The 23571-nt window shown below is 52.7% G+C and carries 25 protein-coding genes; 9 read left to right on the forward strand and 16 right to left on the reverse strand.

Annotated elements, in window-relative coordinates:
* Positions 1-157 precede the first annotated feature (157 nt).
* Entirely contained in the window at positions 158-937 is a 780-nt protein-coding gene (gene murI / locus F1379_RS07685; RefSeq protein WP_150268149.1) for a glutamate racemase, read from the forward strand.
* Between the two features lie 124 nt (positions 938-1061).
* Here the strand turns inward: murI and F1379_RS07690 are convergent, their stop codons facing one another.
* On the reverse strand, positions 1062-1937 hold the full coding sequence (locus F1379_RS07690; protein WP_150268150.1) for a LysR family transcriptional regulator: 876 nt from the start codon (positions 1935-1937) through the stop codon (positions 1062-1064).
* A gap of 123 nt (positions 1938-2060) precedes the next feature.
* Here F1379_RS07690 and F1379_RS07695 point away from each other — a divergent pair, with 123 nt between their 5' ends.
* On the forward strand, positions 2061-2963 hold the full coding sequence (locus tag F1379_RS07695; RefSeq protein WP_150268152.1) for a DMT family transporter: 903 nt from the start codon (positions 2061-2063) through the stop codon (positions 2961-2963).
* A 241-nt stretch (positions 2964-3204) separates the two neighbouring features.
* Here F1379_RS07695 and F1379_RS07700 read toward each other — a convergent pair whose 3' ends face one another.
* The 6 genes from F1379_RS07700 to F1379_RS07725 all read right to left on the reverse strand — a co-directional run bounded on the left by F1379_RS07700 (position 3205) and on the right by F1379_RS07725 (position 9139).
* Entirely contained in the window at positions 3205-3978 is a 774-nt protein-coding gene (locus F1379_RS07700; protein ID WP_150268154.1) for a copper amine oxidase N-terminal domain-containing protein, read from the reverse strand.
* A 141-nt stretch (positions 3979-4119) separates the two neighbouring features.
* Positions 4120-4905: a M15 family metallopeptidase gene (locus tag F1379_RS07705; RefSeq protein ID WP_203457061.1), complete on the reverse strand. Its 786-nt coding sequence runs from the start codon at positions 4903-4905 to the stop codon at positions 4120-4122.
* 83 nt (positions 4906-4988) lie between these two features.
* The gene (locus tag F1379_RS07710) at positions 4989-6428 is read right to left on the reverse strand and encodes an FtsW/RodA/SpoVE family cell cycle protein (RefSeq protein WP_150268156.1); all 1440 of its coding nucleotides are present in this window, start codon (positions 6426-6428) and stop codon (positions 4989-4991) included.
* A 2-nt stretch (positions 6429-6430) separates the two neighbouring features.
* Positions 6431-6757 carry a PadR family transcriptional regulator gene (locus F1379_RS07715; RefSeq protein ID WP_150268159.1) on the reverse strand — a complete coding sequence of 109 codons (327 nt, stop codon included), beginning with the start codon at positions 6755-6757 and terminating at the stop codon, positions 6431-6433.
* 241 nt (positions 6758-6998) lie between these two features.
* Positions 6999-8462, reverse strand: coding sequence for a DHA2 family efflux MFS transporter permease subunit (locus tag F1379_RS07720; RefSeq protein ID WP_150268762.1), 1464 nt, complete (start codon positions 8460-8462; stop codon positions 6999-7001).
* Positions 8463-8569: 107 nt separating this feature from the next.
* On the reverse strand, positions 8570-9139 hold the full coding sequence (locus F1379_RS07725) for a TetR/AcrR family transcriptional regulator (protein ID WP_150268162.1): 570 nt from the start codon (positions 9137-9139) through the stop codon (positions 8570-8572).
* Positions 9140-9332: 193 nt separating this feature from the next.
* Between F1379_RS07725 and F1379_RS07730 the strand changes: the two genes are divergently transcribed.
* Both F1379_RS07730 and F1379_RS07735 read left to right on the forward strand, forming a co-directional pair.
* Entirely contained in the window at positions 9333-9779 is a 447-nt protein-coding gene (locus F1379_RS07730; protein WP_150268164.1) for a DUF4395 domain-containing protein, read from the forward strand.
* Between the two features lie 403 nt (positions 9780-10182).
* The gene (locus F1379_RS07735; protein WP_150268166.1) at positions 10183-10422 is read left to right on the forward strand and encodes a hypothetical protein; all 240 of its coding nucleotides are present in this window, start codon (positions 10183-10185) and stop codon (positions 10420-10422) included.
* 150 nt (positions 10423-10572) lie between these two features.
* On the opposite strand, the gene F1379_RS07740 is transcribed toward F1379_RS07735, so the two are convergent.
* Positions 10573-11097 carry a hypothetical protein gene (locus F1379_RS07740; RefSeq protein ID WP_150268168.1) on the reverse strand — a complete coding sequence of 175 codons (525 nt, stop codon included), beginning with the start codon at positions 11095-11097 and terminating at the stop codon, positions 10573-10575.
* A 192-nt stretch (positions 11098-11289) separates the two neighbouring features.
* Between F1379_RS07740 and F1379_RS07745 the strand changes: the two genes are divergently transcribed.
* Genes F1379_RS07745 through F1379_RS30520 form a run of 3 tightly spaced genes read left to right on the forward strand, consistent with a single transcriptional unit; the run spans position 11290 to position 13942 of the window.
* Entirely contained in the window at positions 11290-12150 is an 861-nt protein-coding gene (locus F1379_RS07745) for a C1q-like domain-containing protein (protein WP_150268171.1), read from the forward strand.
* 34 nt (positions 12151-12184) lie between these two features.
* A complete protein-coding gene (locus F1379_RS07750) occupies positions 12185-13045 on the forward strand; it encodes a C1q-like domain-containing protein (protein ID WP_150268173.1) in 861 nt (286 codons plus the stop codon).
* 36 nt (positions 13046-13081) lie between these two features.
* Positions 13082-13942 carry a C1q-like domain-containing protein gene (locus F1379_RS30520; RefSeq protein WP_162551098.1) on the forward strand — a complete coding sequence of 287 codons (861 nt, stop codon included), beginning with the start codon at positions 13082-13084 and terminating at the stop codon, positions 13940-13942.
* A 33-nt stretch (positions 13943-13975) separates the two neighbouring features.
* Here the strand turns inward: F1379_RS30520 and F1379_RS07760 are convergent, their stop codons facing one another.
* From F1379_RS07760 to F1379_RS07780, 5 genes are all read right to left on the reverse strand, one after another.
* Positions 13976-14938: an ROK family protein gene (locus F1379_RS07760; protein WP_239004592.1), complete on the reverse strand. Its 963-nt coding sequence runs from the start codon at positions 14936-14938 to the stop codon at positions 13976-13978.
* A gap of 143 nt (positions 14939-15081) precedes the next feature.
* Positions 15082-15867 (reverse strand): ABC transporter permease, encoded by a 786-nt coding sequence (locus F1379_RS07765; RefSeq protein ID WP_150268179.1) that lies wholly within the window; start codon positions 15865-15867, stop codon positions 15082-15084.
* Positions 15868-15872: 5 nt separating this feature from the next.
* Complete coding sequence (locus F1379_RS07770) at positions 15873-16667, reverse strand: ABC transporter permease (protein WP_150268764.1); 795 nt, start codon at positions 16665-16667, stop codon at positions 15873-15875.
* A 64-nt stretch (positions 16668-16731) separates the two neighbouring features.
* A complete protein-coding gene (locus tag F1379_RS07775) occupies positions 16732-17778 on the reverse strand; it encodes an ABC transporter ATP-binding protein (protein WP_150268181.1) in 1047 nt (348 codons plus the stop codon).
* Between the two features lie 185 nt (positions 17779-17963).
* Positions 17964-18734 carry a GTP cyclohydrolase II gene (locus F1379_RS07780; RefSeq protein WP_150268183.1) on the reverse strand — a complete coding sequence of 257 codons (771 nt, stop codon included), beginning with the start codon at positions 18732-18734 and terminating at the stop codon, positions 17964-17966.
* Between the two features lie 176 nt (positions 18735-18910).
* Between F1379_RS07780 and F1379_RS07785 the strand changes: the two genes are divergently transcribed.
* Both F1379_RS07785 and F1379_RS07790 read left to right on the forward strand, forming a co-directional pair.
* The gene (locus tag F1379_RS07785; protein WP_150268185.1) at positions 18911-19237 is read left to right on the forward strand and encodes a winged helix-turn-helix transcriptional regulator; all 327 of its coding nucleotides are present in this window, start codon (positions 18911-18913) and stop codon (positions 19235-19237) included.
* A gap of 226 nt (positions 19238-19463) precedes the next feature.
* The gene (locus tag F1379_RS07790; RefSeq protein WP_150268187.1) at positions 19464-19676 is read left to right on the forward strand and encodes a hypothetical protein; all 213 of its coding nucleotides are present in this window, start codon (positions 19464-19466) and stop codon (positions 19674-19676) included.
* Positions 19677-19797: 121 nt separating this feature from the next.
* Here the strand turns inward: F1379_RS07790 and F1379_RS07795 are convergent, their stop codons facing one another.
* The 3 genes from F1379_RS07795 to F1379_RS07805 form a co-directional block, all read right to left on the reverse strand.
* Entirely contained in the window at positions 19798-20109 is a 312-nt protein-coding gene (locus tag F1379_RS07795; RefSeq protein WP_150268189.1) for a hypothetical protein, read from the reverse strand.
* A gap of 179 nt (positions 20110-20288) precedes the next feature.
* On the reverse strand, positions 20289-23021 hold the full coding sequence (locus F1379_RS07800; RefSeq protein ID WP_150268191.1) for a CHASE3 domain-containing protein: 2733 nt from the start codon (positions 23019-23021) through the stop codon (positions 20289-20291).
* Positions 23022-23056: 35 nt separating this feature from the next.
* The gene (locus F1379_RS07805) at positions 23057-23443 is read right to left on the reverse strand and encodes a DivIVA domain-containing protein (RefSeq protein ID WP_150268194.1); all 387 of its coding nucleotides are present in this window, start codon (positions 23441-23443) and stop codon (positions 23057-23059) included.
* Positions 23444-23571: the final 128 nt, after the last annotated feature.

Here is a 23571-nt window from a genome sequence, read left to right on the forward strand (position 1 = left end):
GTATAAATTAAGAAATCTACGGACGGGAAGCGACCGGAAGTCTAAATGTTTTCTTGCGTTACGGCTAATCCCAACACAAAAATCTTTAGTTCAATTTATATAGATGAAGCTGAAGCCAGTCAGAAGCAAGTAAACCTACGAAAGAATGGTGTGTAACTTGAAGATCGGATTTTTTGATTCAGGGATCGGCGGACTGACCGTACTCCACCAAGCCCTGAAATGGCTGCCGGCTGAAGATTATCTGTTCTACGCCGACAGCGCGCATGTTCCCTATGGCGAGAAACCCAAAGATGAAGTTAGACAATATATTGAAGAGGCCGTCCGTTTCATATTTGCGCAAGGCGCGGAAGCGCTGGTCATTGCCTGCAATACCGCCACCAGTATAGCCGTGCAGGAGCTCCGCCGTCAGTATCTCTTCCCGATTCTCGGTATCGAGCCCGCTGTAAAGCCTGCTGTCCTGCAGGTCGAAGGCACCCCGAAAAAGGTGCTGGTCCTGGCCACGCAGCTGACACTGCAGGAAGACAAATACCATAATCTCGTCAAGCGTCTGGATTCCCGTGATATTGTCGACAGCCTCGCCCTCCCCGGACTGGTCCGTCTGGCCGAAGCCTTCGATTTCAGCGAGGAGCGCGTACAATCCTGCCTTCAGGAACAATTCGCCGGGCTGGATCTGTGCAAATATGGTACGGTGGTCCTGGGCTGTACCCATTTTCCTTATTTCATTCCTGCACTCCGGAAGCTCTTCCCCCGCGAGACGCAGTTCATTTCCGGCAATGCCGGTACGGCCCGCAACCTGCAGCATATTCTTGAGCAGCGCTTCCCCCTTGGCCGGGGCAGCGGTAATATCGAGTACTATACTTCCGGCACACGAGTTGAGGATGCAGCCCTGCTGTCGCAATATACCGGACTGCTCCAGATGCTGGATTCGATCCAATAGCACAAGCATCAAACCGTAACTGAACTTTAATCTGTAACTGAACTTCAATCCGTAACACAAACTTCATTGCAGAATAACAGCAGAGGCAGCTCAAGATGCTACATCTTAAGCTGCCTCTGCTGTTTCAGGTGTGCTTGTTCAGCCATTCCTGGACATGCGTCAGAAATCTCCGGGTGGCCGGCGAAGCATAGCGCAGGGAATTCACCGCTATGCCCAGGGAACGGAAGCTGCGCTCTTCCAGCTCCAGCACGGCGACGCTGTGACTTTGCCGGGTAATCACAAGCTCCGGCAGGATGCTGATGCCAAGCCCGTTCTCCACCATGGCAATAATCGCTGAATCATCACCGGCGGAGAACCGGATATTCGGCTTGATGCCCGCCTTGTCCAGCACGCGGCGGGCATCATAGTCCGAACCGGCTTTCTGAATGATAAAGTCCTCGTAGGCAATCTGGGCCAGCGGCATATAAGGCGCTCCGCTGAGCGGATGGTCCCTGGCGACAACCGCCAGCATCCGGTCCTGCTTCAGCGGAATCACCTCGAAGCTGTCGCGTGTCGGCAGCGAGATGAACCCGCAGTCCACGACGCCGGCCTCTATCCACTGCTCAATTTCCAGATAGGTTCCTTCCATCAGCTTGAACTCGATATAGGGATATTCCGCCCGGAACTCCTTGATCATCCCCGGCAGCCAGTGCACCGAGACGCTGGTAAACGTGCCTATCGTAATAGTTCCTGTCTCCAGGCCGTGAATTTCCGCAACCTGCTGCTTAAGCTGCTCGTTCCAGTTCAGAATTTCCCGGATCGGCTGCAGCACCTGCTCCCCGTTGACAGTCAGCCTGACGCCGGACCGGCCCCGGATCAGCAGGGCAAATCCGAATTCCGACTCCAGCGCACTCAGGGTATGGCTGATCCCGGACTGGGTGAAGCCCAGCACCTCGGCGGCCTTGGTCAGGCTGCCCAGCTCCACGACCTTAAGAAACACCTCATATTTGTTGATGCTCAAGCCTGCCCAGCTCCTTCTTTTGCATGAGCTTAGCTCATGGTTCCTATGCTAAACATTCAGTTAACTTATGGAAACACGCATATTATACTATACTAAGCTGACAAGAAGAAGGATGATGACGACATGAAGCCGCGTAAGGCTGAATTTATGCTCCTGATCGTGACATTGTTCTGGGGCTCCTCCTATATCTTTATGAAGATGGGCCTCGGCACCCTTGGAGAATTTAATCTGATCGCCCTGCGTTTCGGACTGGCATTTGTTCTTGCCTCCCTGCTGTTTCACAGACGGCTGCGCCGCATCGACGCCCGGACACTGAAGGTGGGTGCGCTGCTGGGATTTCTGCTGCTTGGTGTATTCACCTTCATTACCTTTGGTCTCAAGACCACCACAACCTCAAATGCCGGCTTTCTCGTGGCATTGACCGTGGTGTTCGTACCCTTGCTGGACCGAATAATCTTTAAAAAAACAATCGCCGCCCCGCAAATCTTCGGCACCGTTCTGGCCATTACCGGGATCGCCCTGCTGACGCTGAACGCTTCTCTGCAGCTTGCGCCGGGCGATTTGCTGTGCATCCTGTCGGCGGTCTTCTATGCCCTGCAGATTCTGGTTACCGGCCGGGCGGTCAAGACCTGCGATTCGCTGAATCTTGGCATCCTGCAGCTCGGCTTTGCGGCAGGCTTTGCACTTGTGCTTTCCTTGATCTTCGAGAGCCCTTCCTTGCCCTCCTCGACGCCTGCATGGATCGCCATTCTTGCCCTTGGCATCCTGTGCAGCGGCTGCGGGTTCATTCTCCAGCCCATCGCCCAGAAGTACACAACGCCGACGCGCACCGGGCTGATCTTCGCACTGGAGCCTGTATTCGCCGCCTTCTTCGGCTTCTGGTTCGCCGGGGAAGAGTTATCCCTGCAGGGCTACACAGGTGCTGCACTCGTACTGCTGGGCATCGTGGCCTCCGAACTGCTCGGCAAGACGCCGCTTGCCGGTGGACACGTTAGAACACTTAAGAAACGCCGGGCTGATCTGTAGGACAGCACCGAAACCAACTTCATCAGATACCTGCCGATTACGCTGCTGGAATGGATCTGTACGGCCCGTAGCAAACGCAAAAAGAAGACGATTCTCCTGATCACAGGTCATATCGTCTTCTTAATGGTTCTTTCCGAGATTCTGTTCGTGCTGCAAGACCGTTTCCAGCTGGCCCTGGTGATCCAGGCGGTCTTTGGACCGCTGGAGCGGGTGCTGCTGTTCCGCTGACGGCAGACTATACTTACCGGGATGAAGACGCCCCGGCCGCACTAACCGGAGCCGCCTGCAGCTCCAGCCCCGTGACAGACCCGGACGAATCCAGCTTCAGCAGCAGCGTGGCCTCACCATTCGCGAAGCTGAGCACGCTGTTAATCACTGTCCCGCCTTCATTCCGTGTGCTGCTCACCGCCTTGACCCCGAAGTAATTGCCGGCCTGACCGGCAACCTTCTCCCAGCTCTGCTGGATCTGCGTAAGCGAAGGGCCCGCTCCGGGTCCCGCACTGATATAGCGTTTGCCAAGGTCCTGAACATTCCCTGCCGCGAGCAGGCCCGTAACGGCCGCCGCCAGGACATCCGGTGAATAGATTGCCGCCTGCTCGGCCTGCGGATCATAGCTTGTAATCAGGCCAAGCGCCTCGAAGAACGGCAGCGGCACATACAGGCGCCCTTGTCTGAATTCGGCGGAGCCCTTGAACGATGCCTTGTCCTTGCCGTTTAACACGATTTCCTGGGTGCCCACCTTGAATTCGTGCTTCTCCTGCACCCGGCTCAGCTGGACTGAGCCAGTGGCCGCCGTGTAAGCAGCTTTGTATTTCAGCGCCTCCGCCAGCTCCCGCAGGGGCAGCATGACCGTGCCGCCGGCCTTGTAGACATCGGAAGCAGCCAGCGTCACTGCTTGTCCGTTCACAATCACGCTTGTTGCCTTGGCCGCAGATGCCTGCGGAATAATGCCCATCCCCGCTCCTGCTGCAAATATCAGTATACTGAGGATCATGGCCGAGATTGTCTTCTTCAAGTCAATTCCACCTCTCCTGTATTTACCTTATTATGCACGCAAGCCTTAACGTATAGTCGCTTGTCCACTATCAACTATATTCGTTCTTCCATACGGGATAAACCTGTTCTTGTAAAAATACCGGACGCTCATCGTAAAATTCTATTCGACATCGAAATTGAAATAAGTACTTGGGTAAGGCTCAGCCCTCAGCGTAAAATGCCACCATTCCTTGCTGTAGTATTTGAAGCCCCGTTTCTCCATCGCATCCTTGAGCACCTTCCGGTTGGCATGCTGCTTCGCGCTGACCAGCGGCGTATTGTAATACGAAATCTCACCGAAGAAATCAAATGGACTCCCCATGTCGATGACGGCTCCCGTCTTCTTGTCGGCCAGCGTCAAATCCACCGTGCTGCCTCTGGAGTGCCCGGATTTCTTGGCGATGAACCCCAGCTTGAACAAATTGCGTTTATCCAGCTTCGGATAATACTGGGACTTCATCTTCACATCGGCGGTATCCTGCGACCAGCGCAGAAAATGATTTACCGCCTTTTGCGGACGGTAAGCATCATAAATGTGCAGAATGTACCCTTTTTGCGCCAAATCATCACTGACCTTCTTCAAGGCGGCTGCCGCCTGTCTGGAGAAAATTGCCAGCGGCGCTTTATACCCGTCAATTCTTGCCCCGACAAAATTATTGGACGTATAATAGCGGATCTCAAACTGTGCAGAAGGAATGACCTCATCCAAATAAACAAAGCCCTGCGGCAGATTGTTCTTCTTTACCGCTTTTGCCTCCTGGGCGGCTGCATTCGGCTGTTTCCCCGCACCTGCAGCGGCAAGAGCCGCCTGGCCGCCGGTAAAGAACAGCAACGATCCGAGCCCTAGGACTAGTAGAGACAACGCGGCGGCAATCACCCTGATGCCAACCTGCCTTTTATCCAGCAATCCGTTATCCTCCTCTCTGCAAGGTTGCCTTTTGCCACCAGTATACGTTTTCAGAGGACAACCGTCCAGTATTTACCGGTACTCTAGGCTCTGGAGCCGGGGGCGAGCCGGCTTGCGGCAGGAATGATATCCTTGCGGCGGTAAATCCCCATCATCAGCCCCAGCGCCGCATACTCAAACAGCACATGTCCGCCATAGCTCAGGAAAGGAAACGGCAGGCTGGCGATAATCATTTTGCCGCTTAAGACCGATAGCCCGTAGATCATCTGTGCAGCAAGCACCATGGAAAGCGCCAGAATGAGTGCCTGGCCGTATGGATCTCTGACCGCACGGTGGACAGAGCGGAGAATGGCACATAACAAGAGAACCGCACCGATGAGCGCCAGACCGCCTGTCCAACCAAAAATATGGACCATATAGGCCGGCAGCATGTCGGCGTAAGGATAAACAAGCTTGTCGGCCGCCGTGCCGAAGCCGTGGCCCCACCAGCCTGCGGATTGTATGGTTTCATGCAGCATTTTATACACAAACCCGCTGGAGTCTGGATTGATATTATAGTCTACTGCCCCAAGTATCCTTGCCCGCATCTGATCGTGGCTCCATACGTAAGGAATTCCGGCGGCAGCGGTCAGTGCCACTGCTCCTGCCGTACGCAGCCATTTCCCGGACATCCAGGCGTACAGCAGCAGTACACTGGCCAGATAAACCGCCAGCTCCGGCAGACCGCCGGCCAGCACATAGAATGGCAGCGGGATGAATATAATCCCGGCTTCCTTCAGCATATTGCGCCCGTTCCCCAATCTTCCCCCCGCCTTTTCCTCCATGAATATTCCGGCAACGGCAATAGCGAACACATACGTGCTAAGGGCAACGACGTCAACGGAGAACGAGAAAGGCAGCATGACCCAGCGGGAACGCTCTCCATTGACCATAAGTCCATAACGGCCGACAAACGCAATCCCAAACAGCGCCGCACCATACAGCCACCAGGACCCCTTCAGAAACCTGCGGTAATCAAAATAATAGCCGGCCAGCATCAGTCCCGCTCCGAGCAGAGTAAAGATGGATTGACGCTGCAGCGGCAAGAACGCATTCCCGGACGGAAATCCGCCCGCCTGCAGCGAGCCCATCCCCAGCAGGCTGATGGCGGCCAGCAGCAGCACCGCACCCAGCAGCCGCCACGGCATACGCGGCCGGTGCGCCTTGTTCAGCTCCTTGCCGACGGCACCGGGATCACCCATTTGAGCAATAGCCCGCGTCTCTGCTTCTGCCCGTGCATATCCGGCTTGCAGGTCTTCTTCAATTCTGTCCTCCATATGTGCGGCAAGCTCACTGCGGATTTCAGCATGCAGCTCCCGCGCTGCGATATGACTGCACACCTGATCTAAATAGTGGTCTACCGCCCCGCAACCGTTACCGTTACCGTTACCGTTACCGAAGGATACAGCAGCAGTCTGATCCCTGAGTTTATCCTTATTTTTAGTGACGTTTTTACGTATTATTACGTTTATGCGTCTTTTCATTCTTATCCCTCCCCCAATACCGAATCGACTGCGCCTTTAAACAGCTGCCACTCCTCTTTCTTCTCACGCAGCTTCAGCTTCCCCTCATCCAGGATGCGGTAATATTTACGGTTGCGGCCGTCGACCTCCTGCCAATAGGCTTCCACCCAGCGCTCATTCTCCATCGCGTGCAGAATAGGGTACAACGTGCCTTCCTTAAGCGTAAATACACCGCCTGAACGCAGCTCCAGCTGTTTGATCAGCTCATAACCGTACAGCGGCTTGTCCTGCAGCAAGGTCAGAATCAACGTACCCGTACTGCCTTTCAGCATTTCTTTGCTGACCTTCATTTCCACACCCCCAGTTCGCTTATGTATACCTCGTTAATCTATGTATAATATACTACAGCACTATTTCATTTGCAAAAAGAGTTTAAACAACGATGAACGATACGGGCAATGCCATCTATGTGGTCGGCGGAGATTCGGTCTGAACCGTTCAGAGACGTTCAGAACCAAGAACAAACCCATCCGATTAAGGATGGGTTTGCAGGGTGAGTCTATTTTGAACCTATAGTACTCCTGAAGAGAATTAGTGCATCGGCATCTGCGATTTATGATTGACGATAACGCGCTTCAGGAAGAAGGATACCGCCAGCCCGATCAGAGCCATAATCATTCCGAAGATAAAAGCGTTCTGCACGCCGTGCGTAAACGCGGCAATCGCATTGGCCGGATCGGCCGGATTGGCCGCCGTCTCCATATAGCTCTTGGAGCCGGAGTTCATGATGCTGACCGCCAGTGCGGTACCGATCGCACCCGCCACCTGCTGCAGCGTGTTCATGATTGCTGTGCCATCCGGGTAGAATTGCATCGGAAGCTGATTGATGCCGTTGGTCTGAGCAGGCATCATTATCATCGAGACGCCGATCATCAGGGTGCTGTGCAGCACGATGACGAAGACCACCGTAGAAGTTGCCGTAATGCCCGAGAAGAACCACAGGGTCGCGCCAACAACGATCAGGCCTGGAATAACCAGCCATTTCGGACCGTATTTATCGAACAGCCGGCCCATAATCGGAGACATCAGACCGTTGATAATGCCGCCGGGCAGAAGCAGCAGCCCCGCTTTGAAGGCGGAGTAGCCCTGGCCCTCCTGCAGATAGAGCGGCAGGATCAGCATCGAGGAGAGAATAACCATCATACAGATGAAGATCATAATTACGCCTACGGTGAACATCGGGTAACGGAACGCCCGCAGATTGATCATCGGCTGCGGCATATTCATCTGGCGGATGGCGAACAGGACCAGCGCCACAACGCCGACAGCGATGGCAATGATGACCTTCTCGCTGCCCCAGCCTCCCCCTTCACCGGCGCTGCTGAAGCCGAACACAATGCCGCCGAAGCCCAGGCTGGACAAGATAATGGACAGAATATCAATCTTCGGCTTGGTCACCTTGTTTACATTCTGCATGAACAGAATTCCGCAGATCAATGCAGCCACCAGGAACGGCAGCGACAGCCAGAAGATCCAGTGCCAGCTCAGGTTCTCGATCAGGAGACCCGCGATGGTCGGACCGACCGCAGGGGCAACCATAATTACCAGCCCGATCAGGCCCATTGCTGCGCCTCTGCGTTCAGCAGGAATGATAACGAGAATCGTATTGAACATCAGCGGCAGCAGCAGTGCAGTACCAATGGCCTGTACGACACGTGCCGTCAGCAGAAATTCAAAGCTTGGGGACATCGCCGCAAGTGCCGTTCCAACAATGGAGAAGGATACGGCAGCGATAAAGAGCTGTCTGGTCGAGAACCATTGCAGCAGCAGACCGGAAATCGGCACCAGAATGCCAAGGGTCAGCAGATAGGCTGTCGTCAGCCACTGGGCCGTCGAAGTTGTAATCTCCAGTATGGTCATAAGGTCGGAAAGTGCCACATTCAGCGCCGTTTCACTGAACATTCCGATGAAGCCTGCCAGCAGCAAGGATATCAGAATCGGCAGTGCTTTCAGCTTTCTTGGTTCGTTAGGTTGTGTATGTTCCTTGCCTTGCATTGTAGCTTCCACTCTCATATCCTCCTGAAATTAAATAATGTCTCTCTCTAATATGTTCTTTCTTAAGAACTGTCTCTCTGTAATGCTGTCATTCTTTAGCTGATCCTCTAGCCCAGTATGGCTGAGATACATTCCGCAGCCGCCAGCAGCGGCTGTTCACTGCGCTGTGTCAGCGCTTGAATCAGCGCACCTTCAAACAGCGAGATCGCTGCGGATGCCTTGGCTGCAGCTTTAAGCGGCTCCAGTCCCTCCGCCGTCAAGCGCTGCACAATGACTTCCTGCCAACCGGTAAACACCGACTGCGATGCCTCGCGCAGCTCTTCGCTGATACAGGAGGTCTCCACCGCCAGCCAGAAGCTGAAGGGCACCACGCCTTCAAAAGAGGACTCCACCGCTTCCCGCGCCATGCCCAGTATAAACTCCTGAACCCCGGCCGCGGCGCTGTCCGCCTTTTCCACCTCAGTCTTCAGCTTTTCGGCGACCACCTCACTGGTGCGCTTGATGCAGGTTACCGCCAGTTCCTCCTTCCCGTGCGGAAAATAGTAATAAAGAGACCCTTTGGGCGAATCGCTGTCTTTAATGATCTGATTCAATCCCGTAGCATGATAGCCCTGTGTAAAAAATAACCGGGATGCACTGTCCACGATCGCCTCGCGTGCATTGTGCTTGTTCGACACACCCGACACTTCCTTTACTTTTATAACAATCGGTCTACATAATAAAACCACAAATTTCGGATTTATGTCAATCCTAATATAGTAAAATTTAAATTAAACAATGTAAACTTCAAGGCCGTCAAGGAAAATGGATTGTGCCAAAAGACGCGATCAGATATAATTATATTATTCCAATCCGAAAGGTAATATAAATATGAGCGAAGCCGTACTGGCCAGAGCGATTCCCCGGCCATTGGTGAAAGCCAATCAATCGTTTATTGTGCTCTCTGTGCTGCTTACCTGGATTACAGGCTGGTATCTTATTCTGGCTCTGCCGCTTGCCGCCGGACTCTCCGGTCTCTTGCTTGGCTACAATCCCGTCATCAAGCTGGGCGCCTCATTTCTGCGCAAAGAACGCTCTGCTTATGTGCTCGAAGACTGGGAGCAGCAGCAGTTCAATCAGAGCATCGCTGTCTTCTGCCTGGCCGCGGGCCTCATCAGCTTTCTGGCAGGCTGGACTACCGCCGCTTATATCTTCACCGCATTAGTCGCCATCGCCGCCACGGTCGCGATCTTCGGATTCTGCATCGGCTGCTTTATCCATTACCAGTGGAAGATGTACACTCACCGGCGCAAAACCGCCTCCAGAACCCCCCATTAGGCCCGTCTTAGCTAAGACGGGTTTTTCTGTGGATTCGCATACGTTGTCTTGGGACCTTGCACAGTCAATTAACTTACGCTAACGCACCCCATAGAGGCTCATAGAGGAAATCCCCTCTACTAGTAGCTTGAGCAATTCAAATTCCAGGGTATAAGTGCTTTAATTCGCCTTTAATTCCCCTCTAGCTTGCTCGGTTATAAAGTGCCATTGCACCGACTTTTAAGCCTGGTTTCGTTTCACTTCCCACGCAGTCACTTCTTGCTGGAGCCGTTCTATGCAGCCAAATTGGCGATGCAAACACTAACGTTCAGGTGAAAATAGTTGGCGATTTTCCACTAACCCTGAACAAGAGCAACATGAGAACTTCAAGGTACTGTCCTGCTGTTCGTTAGGTGAGCTTGGTTTGTGGATTATGGTCGATTTTTCGCCTACGTTTGCCCTGTCTACCTTCACTGCAGCCCATTGTGGTCAGTTTTTCGACTACAATGGGTCTGTTTTCCGCAACGGCAAGACATTGTGGTCGATATTTCGCCTACGTTTGCCCTATTTACCTTCACAGAAGCCCATTATGGTCGGTTTTTCGACTACAGTAGGATTGATTAGCCGGATGGTGCTGTTTGTCGGCCTGTTCACGGGAGAGTGATGCAGGTACGGACGTCGCCTGCCTTACTCGCAAATAGCTGGTGCATATGGATTGTGATTGAAGCAAGCTTCAGGTTATTCTTTCTCTAAAAACGAAAGGCCATCCCCTGAGGATGGCCTTCTGCTGCTTCTTCCTCCGGCACACACTGCTTTAACCCTCCGCCACATCCCAGCGGTGGCTGAAGCGTTCGAGCCGGGGATGAAGCTGTTCCGGAGCTTCCGAGAGAATCAGCCGGAGCTTCACAATCCAGCCTTCGAACGAAGAGTATGACGCGAACAGATTCGCCATTTCCGGCGTCAGATACAGGAAATACGGCGCAGGATAGACCTCGCTGATATGGCGCAGCGCGGAGTCGAGCGGCGTGTATTTCTTGCGTTTGCCCTCCAGGCTCTCCACGGTTATCATCGAATTCCCCTGCTCTCTCCGCCAGTCGTGCAGACGGTCTTCCCTTTTGTAATACGCCTGCACCGGCTCCTTCGTCATCCGCCGGACCGTCTCCTCATGCAAAGGATAGAGCACCAGCTTGACGAATCTGCGCTCCACTGCGGTTCTCGCCGCCGCCTCCAGCTCCTGTTCCGAGATGTCCTCAAAAGAATCATAGAACACGAGTGTTCCCTTACGCTCCTGCTTGGGCGGCTCGTAGCCATATGGCAAATGCTGTATGTCTCGTTTCATCTGGACCCTCCTGCCGGTTCATAAAGTGCTTATAGCATAGCATGCTTCTCCGTAGCACGTAAAATTCCCGCCTGCTCAGGAACTTAAAATGTGCAAATGCACCGCATCATCTGCCCTTTCAGGCGAATGACACCGGTCATATACATAATTGTGTCTTTTGTAACAATTATGCTTATTGACGGAGGGAAGATTATGTATAAACCCATTCATAGATCCACCTGTGCTCCCTGCAGCCCCAAACTTAAGCTCTCCAAACAAATCCGTAAGCTGGAGCGCATTACAGAGCAGCAAAGCCAATCCCAAGCACAGCTGCAGGCACAATTGCAATCCCAGGCCCAGGAGCAATTGCAAGCGCAGGAACAGCTTCAGAGTCAAGCACAAACCCAGTTCCAGTCTCAAGCGCAATTACAGTCCCAGCTGCAGTCGCAAGCCCAGTCCCAGCTGCAGAATCAGCTTCAGCTGCAAGCCCAGCTGCAGGCTCTGGCACAGCTACAATTACAGGCACAGGCCCAGCTCCAGGATCAGCTGCAGAAGCAATCGGAAAGTATAACCAACATAGGCAATCCTGTCATTACAATCAATAACAGATTAAGTGATCCTGCAATTACCAAGCCCTCCGCCTTCAAAGCGGAAATTGCCACCGGCGGACAACGGGTTGACGGAGGATTTCCAAAGGTATTGTTTGATTCCGTAGAGTTTGATCTTGACAGCGAATTTGATCCGGCCACCTCAACCTTCATAGCCAAAACCGGCGGCGTCTACGTATTTAATGTCAGCATTTATTATATCGCCGTTAACAATGAAGCCTTTACACTGGGTGTTGCTATTTTCATTAACGGTGAGGCCGTCACCAGCAATGATACGGATAACGAAAACTTTGAACGCGTTCCTCCCGTAATCACTGAAGGGCTGATTGTTAAGAACACAGCCATAGTCAAGCTCAATGCGGGGGATCAGGTTGTTGCTGTAATCAATGCCAACAAGCCGGGCATCATTCTCGGCTTTAATCCAAACACCTCTTTTTCAGCAGCCAGATTCCCGTCGCCTGCATAATTTGAACTTCTATCTATTAAGGGAGGGATCATAGATGTACAGATATGTCCGCAGACCCGCTGCCTTGTCCGCCAAAAAAGGCAAGCTTGCTCTTACAATCAAACATCTGACCGAGCTTACACAGCAGCAGGCGCAGTCACAGGCACAGCTTCAGGAACAGGCTCAGTCTCAAGCCCAGGTCCAGCTGCAGAACCAGGCCCAGCTGCAAAATCAAGCCCAGGCACAGCTGCAATCTCAAATGCAGGTTCAATCACAGGTGCAAGCCCAGTCACAGGCCCAGCTCCAGCAACAAGCACAGCTCCAGGCACAGCTTCAAGCACAGCTCCAGGCACAGCTCCAGCGCCAGGCTCAGCTGCAAGAGCAATTGCAGGAGCAGACGGAAGCGCTGTCCAATATCGGCAACCCCAGTGTCACGGTGAACAATATCCTGGTTGACCCGGCCACCACAAGACCTTCCGCCTTCAAAGCGGGGATCTCGCTCTCCCAGGTTACCCTGCCTGCCGGAGCCTCTCCGCCGGTTCCGTTTGATACGGCCGAATTTGACCTTGATGGAGAGTTTGATCCGTTAACCTCTACATTCACTGCGAAAACAGCGGGTATCTATCTGTTCAATGTAAGTATTTATTATATTGCCAATGACAATATCCCCTTCAAACTCGGTGTGGGATTATTCATAAATAACGAACCTGTTGCCAGCGAGGATGCGGATAATGAGAGTTACCTGCGTGTGCCTCCGGTGAACACCTTGGGATTGATCGTGAAGAACACAGTCGTAGTGGAGCTTAACGCCGGTGACCAAGTGGTTGCCAGGATTAATACTAATGAAGCAGGAAGAATAGTCGGATTTAATAATAACACCTCATTCGCAGCAGCCAGATTTCCATCGCCAGCCTAACCATCCTAACGATAGATAAACACGGAGGGGATTTCAATGAGCAGACCAGTTCGCCATGCCAAATGTAAAACCTCGAACAACAGCAAAGTGTTGTTCAAGGTGAAAAAGCTCACTAATATAGCTCAACAGCAGGCGCAAACGCAGGCGGCACTGCAAGCACAGCTGCACTCGCAAGCAGCTGCCCTGCAGCAATTCCAGGCTGCTATTCAGAATCAGGCGCAGTCCCAGCAACAGACCGGGGCGCAATTGCTGGCTCAGCTGCAGAGCCAGACGCAAAGCCAGAAACAAAGCGAAGCCGAATTTCAGGTGCAGCTTCAGGCACAAGCACAGAGGCAGGCGCAAGCACAGGCTCAGCTCCAGGAACAGATTCAGACTCAAAAGCAGGCCATCAGTGACATCGGCAATGCCACCGTTTCGTTCAATAACAGTGCTACTGAACCGGCTGCCAGCAGGCCTTCTGCGTTCAAAGCAGGCATGTCCTTGTTCGAACTGCCTGTATCTCCCGGAGATTTTTTAAAGATACCCTTCAATCTCGTTCGCTTTGATCTGGACGGTGAGTTCGATCCTGCAGCTTCCACATTCATCGCAAAGTCCGCAGGAGTGTATTTGTTTAATATAAGTATTTACTTTATTGCCAATAACAATGACGCTTTCAGAGGAGGGGTGTCCATCTTTATCAACGGGGAGCCCACCACCAGTACGGATTCGGATACTGAGAATTATGTACAGGTTCCTCCGGTGGCCACAGCAGGGACCATAGTAAAGAACACAGTCATTGTGAAGCTTAATGCTGGTGACGAAGTCATCACTACGTTTAATAGCAACAAAGCAGGTGTGGTTGTCGGAACCAACCCTAACACCACTTTTGCAGCGACACGGTTTCCCTCTCCTGCCTAATAATGATTTGAACCGAGCAACCGGAGAATACTCTCACCGAAAATAATGATTATTCGCATAATAAGCGGCACCGAGTGTTCCCGCTCGGCCGCCGAGCTCAGCCTGGACGATCCGGCAGTGTCCGCCGGAGAGCCTCAGTGCATGTCCGCTTACCGTCTCGCGGACACTGCGCAGGAGCCGCTCTCCGGCGTCCGCCATCCCGCCGCCGATAATAATCAGCTGCGGATTGAGCAGATTAATCACATTGGCGAGGCCGAAGCCCAGCAGGGTCCCGGTCTCCTCCATCACTTCTATTGCCAAGGCGTCGCCTGCATCATAAGCCTCGGAGATCAGCTTCGCTGTAATGGCCTGATCATCTCCTTGTGTCCATTCCCGGATGATACTGCCCCTGCCTTCAGCAAGCTTCTCCTTGAAGGTAACCGTCATGCCTACGGCTGATACATACCGTCCCAGACAGCCCGAGCTGCCGCAGCGGCATGGCCGGCCGCTGCGGTACATATTCATATGTCCGATTTCACCCGCGCTGAAGGTCGTACCATACAGCACCTTACCGTTATGTATAATGCCAGAGCCCAGCCCGGTGCCAAGCGTCAGCAGGACCAGGTTGTCCGCGCCCCGTCCGGCGCCAAACTGCCACTCCCCATACATATTGACTCTTACATCATTGTCTATGTAGGCCGGAAACAGGTAGTGGCGCTTCATTTCGTTGACAACATGCACCTCTTCCCAGCCGGGAAAATTGGGCGAGAAATGCGACAGCCCCTGCTGCGGATCAAGCAGCCCGGGAATGCCGAGTCCCATACAGCGGATTTCGTGCAGACTGATACCGCTCTCTTCCAGCAGGAGTTCCACTGCCTGCCGGATACGGCCAAGAACATGCTCCGGCCCCTCCGAAGCCTCAGTCGGGATCGAGAGCTCCGCAGCCGGAGCATACTCCTCCGAATACAAGCCCGCTTTAATGTTGGTTCCGCCTAAATCAATGCCAATTGTATACAATGGAATCCCTCCTCCACCTGATTATGCATGGATTTCGGGGATATGGGAAGAACATAAACCAATATAAGTACACTAATGTCAGCACAGCAAACAGGCAGGCACCGGCCCGCCTGTTTCTCTGTATAAGTTCAGTTATAGATCTGCTACGATCCGGCACCCTTGTACCGTTTCACACCATGATTCCAGGCCAGAAGGCCAATTGCCAGAAAGACGGCGCCTACGGCCGGCGTCAGCAGCGCCATACTCCGCATCTCCTCGCGCTCCAGGAAGAGCGCCGCCGGATACACACCGACAAAGGCAAACGGGATAACCCAGGTCAGCAGGACCTGAATCGCCCGGTTATAGATGGTCACCGGATACCGGCCATAGCTCTGGATGTTATACATCAGCGGCAGAATCCCGGTTGGTGCGTCGGAATAGAAGGACAACGAGGTCAATGCCGTATAGATTCCGGTATAAATCGCCACAGCGCTTATGCTCAGCAGCAGCATCGCCGGAAGGGTCCACCACTCCAGGCTTAGCCCCAGGTTAGCTCCGCTGATCGCCATGATGACAATCCCGATTGCAGAGCCGGCCAGCGCCGGCGGGTCCACATTTTCCAGGAAAATCTGAAACAGATTATGCGCCGGCCGGGTCAGCACACGGTCCATCTCGCCCTTAACGATGTAGCGTTCGCTGAACCCCCACAGGTTAATGAAGCAGCCAAATATTCCGTAAGGGACCATGAAGAAGCCATACACGAAGATGACCTCGTTCTGGCTCCAGCCTCCCAGGCTGTCCGTATGCATAAAGATCACGAGAATAAAGATAAAGTTGACCGCCTGAAACAGCAGGTCGGAGATCATTTCCACCCAGAAATCCGCGCGGTAGGTCAGGCGGGTCTTCATATAATTTTTCAGGTATTCCGCCAGCAGTCCGAGATAATACATGCCCATCAACCCCCTTGTACGAACAGCCGCTTTCGGGCTGCGCGGTTTAGAGCAATAATCGGGACAAGCAGCAGCAGGAACCAGAAGACCTGAATCCCCAGCACATTCCAGATGCCGGTCCCTTGTACTCTGCCTGTAAATACGGAGCCGGGCAGATAGGTAATTGCCTGAAAGGGCAATACCTCCAGCACACGCGCCAGCCAGCCCGGGAACAGACTGATCGGGACGATCAGACCGGAGAACAGATCCACGATGACCCGCTTCATCCGCATTACCCCTTCATTATTCTCGACGAAGAAGGCGGACAGGCCGGTTAGCACATTAATTTGCGAATTGATCAGGAAGCTGAAGAACAGCATCGTCAGGAAGCCGGCCCAGGCTGACAGCTCCGTCGGGAGCTGAACCGGGAAGAGCAGCATGGCAATCGCCATTCCGGGGATCATCAGCATCAGAAAGCGGAAGAGGCCCTCGCCGAGACCCTGCATCATTTTGACCAGCACATAATTATAAGGACGAATGAACTGGATCGCGATGTTGCCGTCCCGGATGTCGCTTGAAATCTCGCGGTCCAGATTATTGAAGTAGAAGGCTCTCGCCATCCATGATACGGCTACGTAGGTCGTCATCTGCGCCCCCGTAAAGCCGCCGAGCGATTCGTCGCCCCCGTAAATGGCCTTCCATGTGAAATAATTGACCCCGATGTTCAGGGTATAGATCAGAATACCGGAATAGTAATTGACGCGGTAAGCGAGCATGGTCAGAAACCGGATACGGATAAAATCAAAATAAGCGCCCAGCAGCAGCCCGCGCTTCCCCTGCTTCGGGCCTCCCGCCGGCCGGCCCCCGGCTTGGGCCATCAGTGAATCAGACATGAATGGCCTCTTTCTCAGCCTGCAGCAGCCCGGCCGGCTTCTCCGCCGAACCCGACTGATAAATGCTGCGGACGATATCATCGGTGTTGGTCTCAATGATCTTGATATCGGTAATGTCCGCTTTGCCGACCACCTTGGCGAGCAGGTCGGACACATTCAGCTCACGGGGAATCCAGACCTTCGCGTTCAGTTCATTCTCGGCTGTCCAGTTCACCGGCATGTCAGCAGACCACTGCTGCAGCTGCGGCAATTTCGTCGGGGTACCGAACTGGAACTGAACCTCAACTCCCGTTCCCCAGCGCTGCTTCAGCTCCTCCAGACCGCCGTCATAGATGATCCGTCCGTCATCCAGCATGATCACCCGCGAACACAGTGCTTCAATATCCTGAAGGTCATGGGTGGTCAGCAGGATGGTCGTTCCATGCTCACGGTTCATATCGCGCAGAAACTCGCGGATTTCCGATTTCACCACAATGTCGAGCCCGATGGTAGGCTCGTCCAGGAACAGAATGGCCGGATTATGCAGCAGCGCCGCCACCAGCTCACAACGCATCCGCTGGCCCAGGCTAAGCTTGCGCACCGGCCGGTTCAGCAGATCCTGCAGCGCAAGGCGCTCTACCAGCTCATCCAGCCGCCGTTTGAAATCCTGCTCCGGAACGCGGTAGACCTTCCGCAGCAGCTGGAACGATTCAATGACCCCGATATCCCACCATAGCTGGCTGCGCTGGCCGAACACGACGCCGATCTCCTGTACGAACCGTTCCCGCTCGGCGTGCGGTACATAGCCGCCGACATTAACGATCCCCGAAGTAGGAACCAGGATACCGGTCAGCATCTTGATGGTCGTCGATTTGCCCGCGCCGTTCTCCCCGATATAACCGCAGATTTCGCCTTCCGGAATGGTGAACGAGATATCCTTTACTGCTGTGACTTCGGAATATTGCCGTTTAAACAAATCAGCGAAGGCCCCTTTGAGACCCTCGCGGTTCTTTTGGACTTTGAACGTCTTGCGCAAGTCCCGCACTTCTATCGCATTCATAACATACCTCGCTAGACTTGGAATTTGGGCTCAGTTCTCCATTATAATGCACCGTGCCCCAAAGGACTACCCATTTTCTTTGAAGGCCCTTCCGGCGCAGCAAATACCCCCGCTAGGCTCTCAGGGCGGCAACAGCCGAATAAGCTCCCTGGTTGCTTGGCGGGGGTCAGAAGACCCGTCCTTATTTATATCGCAAAAAACTCCGTACCTTTGACAGCCTCCAAATGTCCCGAACGGGCAACCTTGGTCCGCAGATACTTCTCATTAAACACCGACACATCTCCCCAGAGCGGGACCCGTGCGCCCGTGTTCATGCCAGCTGCCTTCAGCGCTTCCAGCTTCTTCGGATTGTTGGTAATCAGGGTCACCGGCTTCCCGCGCAGACTCTGCAATACCGCAATGGCGTCCGTATAGTCGCGCGAATCATCGGCAAAGCCCAGCTCCAGGTTCGCTTCCACTGTATCGTAGCCCTCTTCCTGGAGCAGATAAGCCATCGCCTTACTGAACAATCCGATGCCTCTGCCTTCGTGATTGGCCAGATAGAATAGTGCGCCCGAGCCATTCTGTACCATCATCCGCATGGACTGGCGCAGCTGGAATCCGCAATCGCAGCGCTTGCTGCCGAAGATATCTCCGGTATGGCAGATGCTGTGCATCCGCACAAGCGCGTTGTTGGCTTGCTCAAAGTCACCATATACCAGCACACTGGATTGTTGTCCGTCGGCGAGCTTCATGGAGGACAGCCGCGAGATCAGCAGCTCCGTCGCTTCGGGCGAATCGCCCTGCATCAGCTCGGCATCCTCCGTCTTCAGCCAGCTGTACCATTTAAACGTAACGGTCTCCCCGTCCAAATTCACCGGCAATGTAATCGGCCCCACCAGAATGGCTGCGGAGTTATCCGTTGTAATCCGCTTAATCTTATGCTGCAATATAGAAACAATATCTGGTCTGATCATAAGTGCACCGTCCTATCCTTTGTGTATCTAAAATTTAATCATCTCAACGTTAAGTAACTATTTGTAAGTTAGTTTATCATTGTAATATAACTTCGTCAAGTTATAATATATAGTTAAATATTTATAATTACTTATTGTAAGTTTATGATATAATGAATGCAGGGGTGATGTTATCGATGAACACTTTTGAAATGTGTCCGCGCTTTGAGAGAGCGGTTGACGTTCTGAGCAAACGGTGGGTTGCATTAATTGTTTTTGTACTGATGCAGGGTCCGCGCCGGTTCGGCGAAATCGAGGGCTGCCTGTCCAATCTGAGCGGCAAGGTGTTGTCTGACCGTCTGAAGGAAATGGAGCAGGAAGGCATCATTCAGCGTACGGTTTATCCGGAGACACCTGTGCGTATAGAGTATTCACTGACCGACAAAGGCAACGCTCTTGCCCCGATTCTTGGCGAGATTCAGGGCTGGTCGTCGGAGTGGATTGAGCTTGAGACAAGCCAGTGACTGAGATTAACAGTTGTGCGCAAAAGCGCCTCATTTGTCCCTAAGCAGGGAGGTAAATGGGGCGCTTTATTTCTGATAAATTCCATATGCAAGGTCTGAATATCCATATTTGTGACAAATATCCGTCTATTTCCGAAAAATTTTCGGCAAATCGGTTGTATCGTTCAGGAAAATATAGTAATTTTAAAGAGTCAAACTACTAAAATATGAAAGGTGGACGATCATTATGGAAAAAATGTGTATGGAAATGATGATGAACATGTGCATGGAAGACATGATGGCCAAGATGAACTGTATGAAGATGTGTATGGAGAAGATGGCCGAAATGAATATGATGGACATGGATATGGACATGATGATGAAGAAAATGCAGGACTGCGACGAAATGATGACAATGTGTATGACCATGATGCGTGAAGGAATGCAAATGTCTAAGTAATTAGGTATTCGTTAATGTGAATCCGCTAAATTCACCTTAACCTGAATTGTATACCCGCAAGTCATGGCAGAGCAGACAACTGCATGCCATTTTTTATATCATCCTATAGCTCTGGTTCATTCTAACGGATCTTGATATAACGCTCCTGAATTTGCTTGGCCAGTGTAATGCGCTCCAGCTTCAGCTCCCAAATCCGCTCTTTCCACTGTCCGCTCCCGGCAGCATCCTCTTCTTCCCGCAGCCTCCCGAACAGCTCCAGCAATGCCCGGTTCACCTGATCGAAACGAACCCACAGACTGTTCACATCTTCCCTATGCTGCTCTTCCGACACGGTACGATAAGCTTTGAGCTTCTCAATAATGTCAGCCTGCCATTCCGTATCGTTGATGGCTTTGGCATAGTTCAGCAGATCCAGATAATCATCGACCGACATGCTCACCGACTCCTTAATCCTTATATACCAAGTATTATACTAGGTTTTATTTATTTTGCAAGGGATCGCCGATTTTTTTTGCGATTAAATTATTAGGGCAGCAAAAAAGGGCAGGGCTTTCATCCCCCACCCTTATCCTTCTGCCTGACCGGTAGCCATTCAGTAGTGTATAAGTCCCTCTATTCTTCCGCCGCGCCTTCTGCGTTTGACAACAAACGGCACATGCGGAGAACTACATCCTGGATCGCCACAGGCTTGCTTAGAAAATCATTGGCCCCCGCCGCCAGACATTTCTCCCGTTCTTCCTTCATGGTCTTGGCCGATATAGCAATGATCGGAAGCTCGGGCAGCAGCAGCTCCTCGCGGATAATGGACAGCGTATCATACCCGTCCAGGTTCGGCATCATAATGTCCAGCAGAACAATATCAACATCAGGCTGCTCCCGCACGATCTGCAGGCATTCGAACCCGGTCTGTGCAGTCAGAATATTCATCCGGTAAGGCTCAAGTCCTTGCTGGATGGCAAAAATATTCCGTGGATCATCGTCTACAATTAATACCGTTCGCCCCTGCAGACACGCAGCTTCTTTCTGCAGCGATGACGTTTCTGCCTGCAGCCTCTGACCCGGCGATTCGGTCTCCTCATCTGCAGCTGAGGCAGTCTGTGCTTGCAAAGCCATCAATCCGGCTCCCGCTTCGCTCTCCTCCGTCCTGCAAGGGAGATAGAGGGTAAATGTGCTTCCAATGCCTTCACGGCTCTCCAGGGAGATATGTCCGCCCAGGAGCCTGGCAAGCTGCAGTGAAATCGACAAGCCCAGTCCGGTGCCGCCGAATTTGCGCGCAGTGGAGCCATCGGCCTGACGGAAAGCTTCAAAGATAAGCTTGCGGTTGCCCGCCGAAATGCCGATGCCCGTATCCTTCACGGCAAAGCTCAGCACCGGCCCGCTGCTTCTGTAATCCTCATCCACATAAGAAGGAAGATATCCGACTTCTACATGCACCGCGCCTTTTTCCGTAAATTTAAAAGCGTTGGACAGCAGGTTACGAAGAATCTGATGCAGGCGCAGTTCGTCGGTAAAGAAGAGATCCGGCACCTCTTCACCGATATGGATCTCAAATTCCAGCTGCCGCTGCTCCGCGGTCTTGCCAAAATATCCTTGCAGCAGGGTAGGCAGCTCTGTGAGATTGACCGCATCCATTTCCACCAGCATTTTGCCTGCTTCAACTTTGGACAGGTCCAGGATATCGTTGATCATCGCCAGCAGATCACTGCCTGCAGTATGTATTACTGATGCGTATTCCTGTTCCTCCTCGCCCAGGTTACCGTTGCGGTTCTCGGTCAGCAGTTGCGACAGAATTAGCATGCTGTTAAGCGGAGTGCGCAGTTCATGCGACATGTTGGCCAGGAATTCAGTCTTGTAACGGGAGCTTCGCTCCAGCTCTACATTGTATTTCTCCAGTTCTTTGGTGACTCTTTCAGCCGACGCCCGGCGTTCATCCAGCTCACTGTTCAGCTCCAGCAGCTCCTTGGTATGCCCCTGAAGCTCTTCGGCTTGCACCTGCAGCTCTTCGGATTGTACCTGCAGCTCCTCATTCATCACTTGTGAGTCTCCATACAGCTTCTGGATCTCCAGGCGGTTCAGCGTGGAATGCAGGGCGATAGCCATAAGTCCCAGCAGTTCCGTGAACAGCTCCATCTGGTATGTATTCCAGCGGGTGATGGATGCCGCCTCGATGACGGCTAATGTCCTGTTCTCAAATATGATGGGTGCAACCACCGCCGAACGTGGCGCGGTCCGCCCTAGTCCGGAATTGATGCTGATATAGTCCGCCGGCAAATCCTCCAGCCGGTGTATACTTTTATCCAGTACACATTGTCCGATGACCCCTTCACCCGGCTTAAAGCTCGCCAGCCCCAGCTGCATCTCCTTCTGTTCGCTTCCGGCATAAGAGTAATTGCGGTTAAAGCGTCCTGACTGGTCCACAACATAGAATGCCGCATACTGTATTTCGAGCATGGCGGCCAGCTTGTTCACAAAGGTGCGGCACAGGGCTGAAAGGTCCTGCGTTTCCTGAAGCACCATGGACATATGGGCAAGCTGCTGGCTCTGCCATTGCTCCCGCTGCACCGAATCCAGCAGTCCATTCGTCGACTCGGCGAGCTCGGCGATCTCATCCGCCGTCCGCACGGTTATCCGCTCGGCCATATTGCCGCCACCGGCGATGGCGTTAATGGCATCGATGACATTGCGCAAAGGCTTAACAATACTTCCGGCAATAATATATGTAATAATTGCTGCAAGCACAGCTACTAAAGACCACAGGATATACATTGTAATGAGAAGTCTGTCGTTACTGGCTTGGATATTGGCAATACGTTCAGCGGTCAGGTTGCGTTCGATTTCGCGGAAGCTTTCCGATTGGGCACGCACCAGATCCAGCAGGGGCTTCCCCGGATCACTATGGAAGTATGCGGCAACCGCCGCATCCTCCCCGTTGCGCTTCAAATCGATAACCGGCTGCCCCGCCTCGTTGATCCATGCTTCAATGCTGTCTTTAATATGGCCGAGATTCTGCACCTGTTCCGGATTATCCGTAATCAGCTCGCGGAGTCTGCTGTAATTGAGTTGCCATTCAACCAGTCCGGTATTAAATGGTTCCAGATAATCGGTCAGGCCTGTTAAAGCGTATCCCCTCTGCCCCGTCTCCATGTCCAGCACATTCTTCTCAAGCACATAGGACAGCTCATGGACCTGTATGTCATGAGAACTTAAGAACTTTGTCTCCTGCTCGAGATCGGTGATGCGGCCGGAGACGACGATCAGAAACAGACCGAGCATCAGCAGGATCATTACATAGCCAAGGGCAATTTTGCCCCGGATTTTGAGTCCCCAGGCTTTTGCGTTAGGCAAGGTTCAAACCTCCAATTGGATTACTGGTTCTCCGGTTACAGATAACTCTCCGTATGCTGAAGCTTATCCTTCAACTGGCGCACATTGCTTTCCAGCCGGCTGATCACTTCTTCCAGTTCTTTGGGGTCGATACCTTGTTGTACGGTTACCGGCGCTTGTACTACCGCTTTGGTCTCGGACTTCAGATCGCGCAGCTCCAGCTGCTGCTCCTGCCATTTATCCATCAGATCGGCTATGGTCGCATAGAAGCGTTCGTAATCCTTAATGACCGTATCCAAAAATGTATCAACCTCCTCCGCGTCATAGCCGCGAAGCTTCACATTAAATTCCTTCTCGTGAATCGTAAGCGCGTCCAAGTTGATGCCGAGCTGGGTGAACAGTTTTCTCTGCTTGTCCAGCCGCCGTTTCATATGTTCATCCATCAAACTAACCTCCATATTGTGCTGTATCTCCAATAGTCATTATTATAGCAGGGTGAAAGCAACCTGAAAATATCACAAAAGTTGCAGTCTCCGGGACCAAGGTCCGCTGATTTCCCGGCGTTTGAATA

It is taken from the genome of Paenibacillus tepidiphilus, assembly GCF_008635795.1.
GTDB classification, from domain to species: Bacteria; Bacillota; Bacilli; order Paenibacillales; family Paenibacillaceae; genus Paenibacillus_AQ; species Paenibacillus_AQ tepidiphilus.

Excerpts from the sequence above, each read along its gene's own strand:
- F1379_RS07695 (WP_150268152.1), top strand. The coding sequence starts at position 2,061 with ATGAAGCCGCGTAAGGCTGAATTTATGCTCCTGATCGTGACATTGTTC.
- F1379_RS07710 (WP_150268156.1), bottom strand. The coding sequence starts at position 6,428 with ATGAAAAGACGCATAAACGTAATAATACGTAAAAACGTCACTAAAAAT.
- F1379_RS07715 (WP_150268159.1), bottom strand. The coding sequence starts at position 6,757 with ATGAAGGTCAGCAAAGAAATGCTGAAAGGCAGTACGGGTACGTTGATT.
- F1379_RS07720 (WP_150268762.1), bottom strand. The coding sequence starts at position 8,462 with ATGCAAGGCAAGGAACATACACAACCTAACGAACCAAGAAAGCTGAAA.
- F1379_RS07730 (WP_150268164.1), top strand. The coding sequence starts at position 9,333 with ATGAGCGAAGCCGTACTGGCCAGAGCGATTCCCCGGCCATTGGTGAAA.
- F1379_RS07740 (WP_150268168.1), bottom strand. The coding sequence starts at position 11,097 with ATGAAACGAGACATACAGCATTTGCCATATGGCTACGAGCCGCCCAAG.
- F1379_RS07745 (WP_150268171.1), top strand. The coding sequence starts at position 11,290 with ATGTATAAACCCATTCATAGATCCACCTGTGCTCCCTGCAGCCCCAAA.
- F1379_RS07750 (WP_150268173.1), top strand. The coding sequence starts at position 12,185 with ATGTACAGATATGTCCGCAGACCCGCTGCCTTGTCCGCCAAAAAAGGC.
- F1379_RS30520 (WP_162551098.1), top strand. The coding sequence starts at position 13,082 with ATGAGCAGACCAGTTCGCCATGCCAAATGTAAAACCTCGAACAACAGC.
- F1379_RS07765 (WP_150268179.1), bottom strand. The coding sequence starts at position 15,867 with ATGTATTATCTCGGACTGCTGGCGGAATACCTGAAAAATTATATGAAG.
- F1379_RS07775 (WP_150268181.1), bottom strand. The coding sequence starts at position 17,778 with ATGAATGCGATAGAAGTGCGGGACTTGCGCAAGACGTTCAAAGTCCAA.
- F1379_RS07780 (WP_150268183.1), bottom strand. The coding sequence starts at position 18,734 with ATGATCAGACCAGATATTGTTTCTATATTGCAGCATAAGATTAAGCGG.
- F1379_RS07785 (WP_150268185.1), top strand. The coding sequence starts at position 18,911 with ATGAACACTTTTGAAATGTGTCCGCGCTTTGAGAGAGCGGTTGACGTT.
- F1379_RS07790 (WP_150268187.1), top strand. The coding sequence starts at position 19,464 with ATGGAAAAAATGTGTATGGAAATGATGATGAACATGTGCATGGAAGAC.
- F1379_RS07795 (WP_150268189.1), bottom strand. The coding sequence starts at position 20,109 with ATGTCGGTCGATGATTATCTGGATCTGCTGAACTATGCCAAAGCCATC.
- F1379_RS07805 (WP_150268194.1), bottom strand. The coding sequence starts at position 23,443 with ATGGATGAACATATGAAACGGCGGCTGGACAAGCAGAGAAAACTGTTC.